Source organism: Bifidobacterium sp. WK012_4_13, from assembly GCF_041080835.1.
Lineage (GTDB): Bacteria > Actinomycetota > Actinomycetes > Actinomycetales > Bifidobacteriaceae > Bombiscardovia > Bombiscardovia fermentum.
Map to the genome: position 1 here is coordinate 1,564,500 of NZ_CP129683.1, position 11,227 is coordinate 1,575,726.

Annotated in this window: 8 protein-coding genes; 4 read left to right on the forward strand and 4 right to left on the reverse strand. The window is 54.6% G+C overall.

The features are described 5' to 3' along the window. The first annotated feature begins 349 nt into the window (after positions 1-349). Both QN062_RS06335 and QN062_RS06340 read left to right on the forward strand, forming a co-directional pair. Complete coding sequence (locus QN062_RS06335) at positions 350-2,425, forward strand: MDR family MFS transporter (protein ID WP_369340997.1); 2,076 nt, start codon at positions 350-352, stop codon at positions 2,423-2,425. A gap of 165 nt (positions 2,426-2,590) precedes the next feature. Beyond that, the gene (locus QN062_RS06340; protein ID WP_369340998.1) at positions 2,591-3,184 is read left to right on the forward strand and encodes a TetR family transcriptional regulator; all 594 of its coding nucleotides are present in this window, start codon (positions 2,591-2,593) and stop codon (positions 3,182-3,184) included. Between the two features lie 234 nt (positions 3,185-3,418). Here QN062_RS06340 and QN062_RS06345 read toward each other — a convergent pair whose 3' ends face one another. After that, entirely contained in the window at positions 3,419-4,468 is a 1,050-nt protein-coding gene (locus QN062_RS06345; protein WP_369340999.1) for an alpha/beta fold hydrolase, read from the reverse strand. Between the two features lie 129 nt (positions 4,469-4,597). Between QN062_RS06345 and QN062_RS06350 the strand changes: the two genes are divergently transcribed. After that, positions 4,598-5,167: a TMEM175 family protein gene (locus QN062_RS06350; protein ID WP_369341000.1), complete on the forward strand. Its 570-nt coding sequence runs from the start codon at positions 4,598-4,600 to the stop codon at positions 5,165-5,167. Between the two features lie 491 nt (positions 5,168-5,658). Here the strand turns inward: QN062_RS06350 and QN062_RS06355 are convergent, their stop codons facing one another. After that, positions 5,659-6,507 carry an NAD(P)H-binding protein gene (locus tag QN062_RS06355; protein ID WP_369341001.1) on the reverse strand — a complete coding sequence of 283 codons (849 nt, stop codon included), beginning with the start codon at positions 6,505-6,507 and terminating at the stop codon, positions 5,659-5,661. Between the two features lie 261 nt (positions 6,508-6,768). Between QN062_RS06355 and QN062_RS06360 the strand changes: the two genes are divergently transcribed. Beyond that, positions 6,769-7,722 (forward strand): DMT family transporter, encoded by a 954-nt coding sequence (locus QN062_RS06360; RefSeq protein ID WP_369341002.1) that lies wholly within the window; start codon positions 6,769-6,771, stop codon positions 7,720-7,722. Here QN062_RS06360 and QN062_RS06365 read toward each other — a convergent pair. Further along, the gene (locus tag QN062_RS06365) at positions 7,676-8,368 is read right to left on the reverse strand and encodes a DUF3566 domain-containing protein (RefSeq protein WP_369341003.1); all 693 of its coding nucleotides are present in this window, start codon (positions 8,366-8,368) and stop codon (positions 7,676-7,678) included. The two genes, QN062_RS06360 and QN062_RS06365, sit on opposite strands and share 47 nt — an antisense overlap. A 67-nt stretch (positions 8,369-8,435) precedes the next feature. Beyond that, positions 8,436-11,168 (reverse strand): DNA gyrase subunit A, encoded by a 2,733-nt coding sequence (gyrA, locus tag QN062_RS06370; RefSeq protein ID WP_404984310.1) that lies wholly within the window; start codon positions 11,166-11,168, stop codon positions 8,436-8,438. Positions 11,169-11,227 lie beyond the last annotated feature (59 nt).

Genomic DNA, 11,227 nt, shown 5'->3' on the forward strand with positions numbered 1-11,227 from the left:
GCGTCAGACCAATTTTTACCCTCTGAATGAACTTCATGCTAGACATGCAACATTACCGAAACCCACACAACGTGTTACAGATGAGGCCTTATGCGAACGATATGCTGACCAATGACACGGTTCTCAGACGAATTGGATGCCAACCGTCCTGTACCGACCCTGTGTCGATTGTTGCATGCATCACACTTACCGACAGCATAATTATGCATCTATGCAAGTTTATAGTAATGTAACTTTTTGCTTCGGGCGCTTTCCTTGAATGCGCTCGACTCACATGCATGTGGAACTTGCACCATTGAGGTGTTCGCGTGCGTTACAAATTTTCCTTACGGAAGGAACTTGCAATCATATGGCATCTGAAATAGCAGCACCGGGCCGGAGTCAGAGCAGGCATTCATCCGGCAGCCACGGCCTTATGGATCAACGCCAGATCATGCTGGTTATCTATGCCTTGATGACGGCCATGTTCCTGAGCTCTCTGGATCAGACGGTGGTAGGCACGGCAATCAGAACGATCGGCGACGACCTCCATGGGCTCAACGAACAGGCATGGGTCACCACTGCCTATCTGATCACGTCGACGATCACCACCCCGCTCTATGGAAAGCTGTCGGATATCTATGGCCGACGCCCGCTTTTCATCTTCTCCATTGGCCTGTTCATCCTGGGTTCGCTGATGTCGAGCTTCTCGACATCCATGATTATGCTCGCCGCTTTCCGAGCCTTCCAGGGACTTGGAGCCGGTGGACTCATGTCACTGCCGCTCGCCATCATCGGTGACATCGTCGCGCCACGCGATCGAGCCAAATATCAGGGATACTTCCTGGCAGTGTTCGGCGTCTCGACAGTGATCGGCCCGCTGATTGGCGGAATCTTCGCCAACGCAAGCAGCATCCTTGGCATCGCTGGCTGGCGCTGGGTGTTTCTGATCAACGTACCGGTCGGATTGCTCGCCTTCGGCATGGTCTTCGCCTTTCTGCATCTGCCACGATTCGGCAACAAGCGCCATAATCGAGTTGACTGGTGGGGCGCTGCAACCGTCGTCGTCACACTCGTTCCACTGCTGCTGGTCGCCGAAGAGGGACGCGACTGGGGATGGGGATCCACAGGGTCCATCGTCTGCTACATCATTTCATTCGTTGGCCTCATTGCATTCATCATCATCGAACAGCACATGCATGACGATGCAATCCTGCCACTGAGACTCTTCGTCTCCAAGTCATTCTCAATGGCATCGATTCTGGGCGCATTGCTTGGCTTCGGCATGTTCGGCGCAATGCTGACCATTCCGCTCTATCTGCAGATCGCCGAAGGCCTTTCTCCCACACAGTCAGGCTTCGCAACCATACCTATGGTCATTGGCCTGATGATCTCCTCGGTCACCGCTGGAATCATCATCTCTCGCACCGGCAGATACCAATGGTTCCCGCCTGTCGGGACGGCCATCGCCATCGCAGGCTTCGCATTGCTGATCTGGGCAGTTGGCAGGCCGCTTCAGGCGATGATGATCGGCATGTTCGTGCTGGGACTTGGCATCGGCTTCCTTATGCAGGCATTGATTCAGGCGAGTCAGAACGCAGTCTTGAGCAAGGACATGGGGGTCGCAACAAGCTCAGCCACCTTCTTCCGCCAGATTGGCGGAACGATGGGCACAGCCGTGCTGCTCTCAGTGCTGTTCTCCGTCATGCCAGCCAACATTCTCAATGCCATGTCTGACAGGACGGCCCTGGGCAATGGCCTGAATGCCGCCTTGACGCCAAGCGTCGCAAGAGCTTCGGAGAACAAGGCGGTCATGAGGCAGATCTGGAATCCTATAGTTGCGCAGATCAAGAAGCAGTCACAGGAGTCGCTCGACACGGCAACGACCAAGGTCGACGCCGCGGCTGCGGCCGCCGTTCAGACCAAGGTAAGTGCAGCGGTGCGACAGCAGGCAGCTGCCATGGGCGTCACTGACTCCACAGTCGTGCAGTCCATGATCAAGAGCCAGGTCGCAGCGGCAACGCCTGCAGCGCAGAGCCAGGCATTGAAGGAGGTGGCGTCCCAGCGCAATCTCAGCGTCGTCGATGGAAAGCTGAGCATCGACTACGCGCAGGCCTCTCAGCGCAAGGCAGTGGTGAAGGAGGTCGTTCCTAAGCTCTCCGATGCCATGAAGAAGAACAGTGGCAAGAGCTCATCTCTGAACTCATCATCCTCGACAAGCGACACCTCCTTCCTGAACGGCGCAGACAGCAGGTTGACCCAGCCATTCATCAATGGTTTCGATGCCTCCGCTCGCACCGTATATTGGATTGGTGGGGGTGTGCTCACCTTTGCGCTGCTGCTGACGAGCTTCTTCAAGGTCCCGCCGCTGAGGGAACGCTCCGCGCTGGAGGATCTGGCGGCCGATCAGGCTGCGGCCGAAAAGCTCAAGGCAGCCGAGGCATAGAACTGCCGCCGCAGACCTTCCATAGTCATGTCAATCATTGAAAGTTCGACATTCGTGCACCAGTACTTGCAGTAACGGCTTGGCTCAGTGATACGGTGATTGAATACTCAATGATTGACCATGCAACACTGGCGTCGAAGAACCATTGAGGAATAGAAAGCAGCGATGAACGACATGGAAAACCTCGGCTTACGTGAGCGCAAGAAGCGACTGACACGCGAGACCATTCATGATGTTGCCGTGAGATTGGCGCGGGATCGCGGATTTGCGGAAGTCACCGTAGAAGAAATCTGTGCGGGTGCCAATATTTCTGCGCGAACGTTCTTCAACTACTATCCCTCAAAGGCAGATGCCATCTTCGGCGTCTCGTTGCAACCCTTGACAGCTGCACAGCGAGAGCAGTTTCTCCATAGCCCAGGTGAGTTGCTTTCAGACATATGTGCTCTGGTAGCATCCTGCATCATAGTGCCAAAGGACACGAGCATGCTCCGCGAACAGCTTTCGGGCTGTCACACCGAAGCCTTTGCCGAGGTCGGGGCACATTTCAAGGAACTGTTCAAGAGCTTGCATGTCCTGACCGAACAGCGCACTCATGACCCTCATAAGGCTCGTCTTGCAGTTGCCCTGCTCATCGCGGCATTGAAAGTCGTAGCTCATATCGATGGCGATGCGTCAGTTCAGAATGCACAAACGCTGCAGAAGTCTCTGATCGCATCCATCAAGGAACTTGGCTCCTTGGCGAACACCGTCAATGTCTGATGGCACCTCTGCATTGAATCATGTTGAATGATGAGTGCCGAGGCCTCAAACGGCCATTCCAGAATGGCTTAGGTGGCCGCCTGGGTTGCCGACTAGGTTGCCGCCTGGGTTGCCGACTAGGTTGCCCAATTGGCCGAAGAAGGGCTGCTGAGGAGTGATACCGCCACTTCGATTATGAAAGTTCCCGCTCCCGACGCCTTTCCAACACTATCCATAGAACACTCGGCACACGTCCTATAGCCGGATTGGATCGTTGAAGAACGAGATTATCCTGTCGACATAGGGCTCCATGGCGGCATTGGGCATGCCGAAGATCTCATGACGGGCATTGTCCATTCGAATCAATTCAGCTGGGCAGCCACCGTCACGCACTTGCTGCACGAATCGATTCTGCGGAGGATTGAGCACATAGTCGTCGTCGCCTGCCTGAAAGACCAACAGAGGCGTCTCTATCCGATCGCACATATTGGATTGAAGCACGCTGTGAGATAGCCTCAGCGCTTCACGCACCCATGAGTAAGTGGGAGCGCTGGTCTGCCGTCGGACATCGTTCATGCGCAAGGCATGGAACCAATTCACTCTCGACGCGCTGGCGTGTTCATAATCCCGGTCGCTCAACGCCGTCACAAAGGGCAGTTGGCCAGGAGCCATGCGCTTGGAAAATCCAATATCGCATGCCGCATTGATGAATGCCGTTGCGAGCCAGTCAGGCAGGCCGATTCGTGGGGCGATCATTGGAGAAGATAGCACTGCCTTGTCAAAGATGGTCGGATGCTGTTCCAGAACGGCGGCACCTATGCCGCCACCCATCGAATGTCCAAAGAGGCAGAGCGGCAAACCATCGGCATATTCCTGAGCAATCTGAGAGCAGAAATGTGCCATGTCCTCGATATATCTGTTCCAGTCATCGATCCAAACAAGGTTGGGATCGGTCACATCCCGCGCCGATTGACCGTGACCTCGATGCTCGATAATGCAGACGGAATACCCTGCCTTAAGGAAATACCAGGCAATCTCATTGAACTTCTCCGCAAACTCCGTGATGCCATGGGAGATGACCACAGCACCGCGAAATCGTGCAGTCGCACCGCTGATATGCAATTCACCGAATGCGTGAGCATCGAAACATACGAAATGTATCTTTCCAGCATCGTTCTCCTGCGAAGCTCGTGAACCTGCCGAGGCTGTGAGCCAGCCTTCAGATCGGCACGCATCCAACGACGGCAACACTGTCTCTCGCATTGTTTGCTCATAGCCGCGCTCATCAAGAAGATCAACCTTCATAGCTCCAACCTACAACCGATTGGTGAACGCAGAAAGGATTCGACAAGAAAATCAGATGACCACGTTTGTCTTAATCCCACTTCGTGCAACAATGACAGCAACGAAAGGAGCATGTATGGAGAAAATCGCATGGAGACGTTTAGCGATGGCGTGCTTGCCATCATGATCACGATTATGGTTTTGGAGCTGAAAGTTCCTCGAGGGGCATCATTCACCAATCTGGAAACCGATCTGCCTGTTTTTCTTGGATATGTGCTGAGCTTCATCTACATAGGAATCTATTGGACGAATCATCATCATCTGCTCATGATGGTCGATACCGTAAATGGCCAGATTCTTTGGGCCAACCTTCACCTGCTCTTCTGGCTGTCGCTGATTCCCGCCTCGACGGCGTGGGCGGACGAGCACCCGCTGACCACAGCTCCTGCATGTGTATATGGCATAATTCTGCTGATGTGCTCGGTTGCCTATATTGTTTTGCAGAACCTGATCATCCATCTGCAAGGCAGGGAATCACAACTGGCCAAGACCCTCGGCAAGGACTACAAGGGCAAAGTTTCCATGGTGGGGTATGCGGTTGCTGCATGCGTCGCATTCATACAGTCAATCGCGTCGTATGCAATATACGTCCTGGTCGCTCTGCTGTGGATCATTCCTGATATTCGCATCGAGAAGGCAATCTACAGCGCCGAAGAGTAGCGAACTCGGGCGATTTATTTCGAGATACCGAGTTTTGCGGCAATTCCGTAGTATAGACAGCGATTTTTCGCACGATGCAGCCCTTATTTCAGGCATTTCAGCCTTCAATACTTTCGAATTGCCGCAAAACTCGGTATCTCGACAATTGAGGGCTGCATTATCGTGAAATGCAGCCCTCAATCGTTCGTTTATTATCTTTAATATTCAATCATGAACGTTTTCCACTGAAAAGTCCTCTGACAAAGCCGAAGACCGCAGTAATCACAAACAGAACGAGTGAAACCCAGAACAGCCAGAGCACTCCCTTGAGCAGGAGTCCCGCGATACCGCCGATAATCCAGAGAACCAGAAGTACAAGAACCAAACCCAACATTTCAACCACCCCTCTCAAATCGTATGCCAAGCATTCACAGCGCCCAGACGCATGCGAATCTTTGACTGGACAGGCAAATTCTAACACTTCAGTAAGCAAATCGCCGTAATTCAGCCCTTCACAAAAGATGCTGCTTGGAAAGAACCTCCTTCACTGCGTCCTCCAGACCGAGCAGGGAGTGCCCCAGGGCAAGGGTGAAATCGTCGGATTCAACCTCAAGGTCGCCATGCGCAATCAGCCGCTGCACTTCCACCATGCCTTGGACCGTCTGCTCCGAGGCATCGTCTCTAAGCGCCTCAACGAACTGCTCCTCATCCAGGTCAACAGCCTCGATTGCCTTGCCCGTGGCGGCTTCCAGCGCCTGCGCCAGTTCGCCGTAGCGGGTCGGGTCCGCCGATAGCTCCATGACCTCTGGCTCATTCCCGGAAATCAGCACACGTGCAGCAGCCTCGGCATATTCGCGTTTAAGGGCCCAGCCGACCGTTGCCTCATCAGACATATAAATCAGCCGACCTGTTTTCAGCGCATGCCTGAACAACAGGGCCTCATTCTCCAAATACCAGTTATTGCGCAAAAACGTGTGAGGAATTCCAGATTGAAGAATCTTCGCCTCGGTGAACACATGGTCGGTGGAGAGCATATTATGGACCAAGTCGGCCTGGGCAAGGCTTGTATATGCAATGAAGGAGACACCGCGTCTCTTCGCCGCCTCTACGACATGCGCATGCTCACTCCTACGATTGCCAGGGGCGCCCGAGATGAACAGCAGCCGATCTACCCCACCAAAAGCACTCATCAAAGAATCAATGTCCCCGTAATCTCCGATTCTCACCTCAAAGCCCTTGGATTCGACCTTCGCCGCCTTGCGAGGATCGCGAATCAAACCGACAATGTCATCTTCGGGAGCAAGTCTGCGCAGCCAATCCAATGCGTAACCACCGAAACCGCCAGAAGCTCCAGTAACCATGTATCTCATCATGCCGCCTCCCCAAATCGGTGTCGTGAGCCAACGACCTCTATACCTTTTTCACACTCCCCACTTTAGAATCGCTTGCCCGAAGTTCCAAGCCGCATTGCTTACAGATGAGTCTGCAAATGCCCGCATGGGCTGGCTCAGCCAGGCGATCTTCGACGAATCTCATCTTCTCGCCCTGCATGACTAGACTCGGCAGTCGTGAACATTGCGGAACCGGAAAACACGCGACTTTCTCCATGGATGGCACGTATCATGCTGCTTGTCGCCGCGGCGACCTGGGGTGGTGGCTATACCTTCTCGAAGATTGCGTTGGATGCCATTGATGTGCAATGGATGATGGCCATTCGACTTACCTTGGGATCCATGATCCTGGCGGTGGCATTATGGCCACGAATCCGTCGCACCAGACTCTCGCATATGGTCATTCCAGGCATGCTTCTTGGCCTGAGCTATTGGATGGCCTTCATGTTCCAGATGGAGGGTCTCACATCGATCGCTCCTGGACGCAACGCCTTTCTGACAGCCACATATTGCGTCATCGTGCCTTTCCTGGTCTGGTGCATCGCACGCCGCGCTCCGACCATGCGAAACATCATTGCCGCAATCATCTGTCTGGTCGGCATCGGATTCATCTCATTGCCATCCACGGGACTGGGGCTGGATTTCAGCACGGGTGACGCATTGACAATGGTCGGTGCCTTGATCTTTGCGTTGAATCTTGTGCTTGAAGGGATGTTTGCAAAGAAATTCGACCCATTGATTCTCACGCTCTATGAATTCGTGATCGCCGGAATCATGTTTCTTGCAGGAGCCCTCATCTTCGAGCCAATCCCCAGTCTGACGAGCTTCACACCCACGATTTCATGGTCTATGGCCTATCTGATCGTCGGGTCGACGCTTATCGCTCAGACCTTCCAGAATGCTGCCTTCTCCAAGATTCCAGCAACGCAGGGCTCGATCATCCTCTGCACTGAAAGCCTGTTTGGCGTGCTGTTCGCAATCGTGCTCGTCCATGAGCATGTCAGCATAGAGACTGCCCTGGGCTTCGTCTTGATCTTCTGCGCAATCCTTCTTTCGGAATTGCGCATTCAGCATCATCGAAGGCCCAGGGCAGAATCAATGGATCCGAATAACGGCATCGCCGGTGGTCATCTTGGAATCAGTCATCACCGAGAATCACGTGAACGCCACCAACCAGCGCACTGACAAGGTTGTACAGGAACGCGCCGATCGTTGCGAGCACCATGACCAGAATAACCTCGAAGATAGAGAATATGGTCACTGCACTAAGCACGGTTCCCAAGCTGAGAATGCTCGATAGATCGAAGCTTCCCGCATCCAGGCCAGTCTTTGACACCAGTTGGGTGACGCTATCGAACAGACCGATGGAATTGAGCAGGAACCAGATGAATCCGACTGCCACGATCTGAATGATTCCGCCTGCGATGGCCAGCAGGAAAGATACCTTGGTAACCGACCATGGGTCGACTCGGGTGACGGAAAGCTTCATTCTGCGTGCCCTTGGAACCGATGGCTTCTGGCCGGCCGACCTTTCGGCGGAATGGGCGCGTGCCTGTTCATGGGACGAGGAAACGTGGGACTGCTCCATAGGATGTGACGGCTGGGTCTCATGAATCTGATTCTCGCTCACCGCTGGGTTCGAAGACAGGGAACGTGCGGACCGTGCCACACGCGGACCGTGCTCTTCGTGCGAAGGTTCCTCATGCAATGCATCCACCTTCGCATCCTCTTCACTCAAGCCTGCGGAATTCAGGTCTGCGTTTGTCCCGCCCAAAAGCTCATCATGGTTCAAATCAATAGGCTTACGCGGTTCATCGTTATTTTGGCTCATCGTTTCTCCTTGATCGATATGCCTCGCGACTCTGTTGTGACGCTACCAGCTTTCATGGTCTTTTGCTTCATTTCGCTGAATCGTCCACATTCTCAGCAGAATTGCCGTCGGACCCGTCCGTGGAAGATTGAGCCGATCGATGCGCTGGTTCCAAGGCATTGTCCGCAATCGCACCGGCTTCGACCATTTCCGCTGCCGTGCTGTCGTCTTCGGCATCTTCCATGTTGCGTGCGATGGAAAGGATTTCGTCGCTCTTGTCTGGCTTGGCAAGCGTGACGCCTTGAGTCGTTCGTCCCGTGCGCTTGACCTCGGCGACGTTCGAACGGATGACCTTGCCGGACTTCATGATGGCGAGAATCTCATCATCTTCGCTTACCACAACGGCACCGACAAGCGATCCGCGACCCTGTGCAAGCTGAATCGCCTTCACGCCATAGCCATTGCGTCCCTGCAGGCGGTATTCGCTCAGCGCCGTGCGCTTGGCAAAGCCCTCATCGGTGACCACAAGCAGGTCTTCGTTGGAATCTTCAGGAACGACATCCATGCTAAGCAGTTCGTCGCCCTCACGGAATCTCATGCCCTGCACGCCAGCCGTCTGACGTCCCATAGGACGCAGGGTCTCGTCATTTGCCGAGAACTTTACGCTCATGCCCTTGCGGGATACCAGAATGATGTCATCTCCGGCATTGCACAGCGATGCACCGACCAATTCATCGGATATCTGTGCGTCGGCATCCTCTCCCTCGCCCGCGAATTCCATCAGCCGCACGGCGATGAGACCACCCTGACGCGTCGAATCGTATTCGTTGAGTCTGGTCTTCTTGACCTTGCCGCTCTTGGTTGCGAGAACCAGGTATTGCGCAGCGTCATAGTCGCTTATCGAAAGCACCTGCTGTATCTTCTCATCGGGTGAGAACTGCAGGAGATTCGCGACATGCTGCCCCTTGGAATCTCTCGAGCCCTCTGGCAGCTCAAAGGCCTTGATGCGATATACACGCCCCTTGTTGGTGAAGAACAGCAGCCAATTGTGGGTGCTGGTGAGGAAGAAGTGGTCCACGATATCATCCTCGCGAAGCTTGGCACCGCGAATTCCCTTGCCACCACGATGCTGGGCGCGATATTCATCAGCCTTCGTGCGCTTTATGTAACCGGAATGCGTGACGGTGACGACCACATTCTCTTCCGCGATCAGGTCCTCGACATTCATTTCACCGGAATACGGCAGAATCTTGGTTCTGCGCGCATCGCCATACTTATGAACGATCTCATCGAGCTCGTCGCCCACGATTGCACGCTGGCGTTCTGGCTTGGCGAGAATATCGTCATAGTCGGCGATGCGGCGCATGAGTTCCTCGTGCTCGTCAATGATCTTCTGACGTTCAAGAGCAGCCAGACGACGCAGCTGCATGGCCAATATGGCATCCGCCTGCACCTGATCGACATCGAGCAGCGACATCAAGCCGGTTCTGGCGGCATCCACGTCAGGAGAGCGCCTGATCAGGGCGATGACCTCGTCTATCATGTCGAGAGCCTTCAGATATCCCTGCAGGATATGGTCACGCTCCTCGGCTTCACGCTTCAGATACCTGGTGCGACGTTCGATGACCTCGAGTTGATGGTTCACCCAGTGGCGGATGAACGCGTCGATGCTCAGGGTCCGAGGCACACCATCGACCAGGGCAAGCATGTTCGCCCCGAAAGTCTGCTGCAGCTGCGAATGCTTGTAAAGATTGTTCAGCACCACCTTCGGCACCGCATCGCGCTTCAATACCAGCACGAGTCTCTGGCCCGTGCGACCGGAGGTTTCATCGCGCATGTCGGCGATGCCCTGAATCTTGCCATCGCGCACGGCATCCTTGATGGATGATGCGAGACGATCGGGATTGACCTGATATGGCAATTCGGTCACGACGAGGCACATGCGCCCACGAATCTCTTCGGTGTTGACGACCGCACGCATCGTGATCAGTCCACGTCCGGTTCGATATGCCTGTTCGATGCCCTTATGGCCCAGAATCGTCGCGCCCGTCGGAAAATCGGGACCCTTGATGATGCTGAGCAAGGCTTCCAGCAATTCTTCTCGGGTCGCTTCCGGGTGATCAAGGGCCCAATGCACGCCTGTGGCGACCTCGCCCATGTTGTGCGGAGGGATGTTCGTCGCCATGCCCACGGCAATGCCTGACGATCCGTTCACCAGAAGGTTGGGGAAGCGAGCAGGCAACACGGTCGGTTCCTGGGTCTTGCCATCGTAGTTCGGAGCGAAGACGACCGTATCCTTGTCGATGTCCCGTACCATTTCCATGGCCAGAGGAGCCATTCGGCATTCGGTGTATCTCATGGCCGCCGCAGGGTCGTCTCCCGGAGAGCCGAAGTTGCCCTGACCGTCAACGAGCAGATAGCGCATCGACCAAGGCTGGGCCATGCGCACCAGGGTGTCATAGATGGCGCTGTCACCGTGTGGGTGGTACTTGCCCATGACATCGCCGACGACGCGAGAGCATTTGTTATAGCCGCGATCGGGGCGATATCCCCCGTCATACATCGCATATATGACGCGGCGATGCACCGGCTTCATGCCATCGCGCACATCAGGCAAAGCCCTTTCGACAATGACGGACAGTGCATATGCCAGATATGATTCGCGCATCTCCTGCTGCAGGTCCATGCGCTGAACCCTTTCGCCATTGAGCAGGCCATAGTCGGTCGTGTCACTCTCCTGCGGGCTGAGCGGCTCCTGTGAGCGCTCAGATGGATCGTCGGCCAATCCGTCGGCTCCGTTGGTATTGTTATCGTCTGCCACTGTCATTCCTTAGTGTTTCGGACTGTTCACATTTCAAATATTGAGACAAATCTCGGTCA

Coding starts and splice junctions, on each gene's coding strand:
- QN062_RS06335 (WP_369340997.1), top strand. CDS start 350: ATGGCATCTGAAATAGCAGCACCGGGCCGGAGTCAGAGCAGGCATTCA.
- QN062_RS06350 (WP_369341000.1), top strand. CDS start 4,598: ATGGAGACGTTTAGCGATGGCGTGCTTGCCATCATGATCACGATTATG.
- QN062_RS06365 (WP_369341003.1), bottom strand. CDS start 8,368: ATGAGCCAAAATAACGATGAACCGCGTAAGCCTATTGATTTGAACCAT.
- QN062_RS06345 (WP_369340999.1), bottom strand. CDS start 4,468: ATGAAGGTTGATCTTCTTGATGAGCGCGGCTATGAGCAAACAATGCGA.
- QN062_RS06355 (WP_369341001.1), bottom strand. CDS start 6,507: ATGGTTACTGGAGCTTCTGGCGGTTTCGGTGGTTACGCATTGGATTGG.
- QN062_RS06340 (WP_369340998.1), top strand. CDS start 2,591: ATGAACGACATGGAAAACCTCGGCTTACGTGAGCGCAAGAAGCGACTG.
- QN062_RS06360 (WP_369341002.1), top strand. CDS start 6,769: ATGCTGCTTGTCGCCGCGGCGACCTGGGGTGGTGGCTATACCTTCTCG.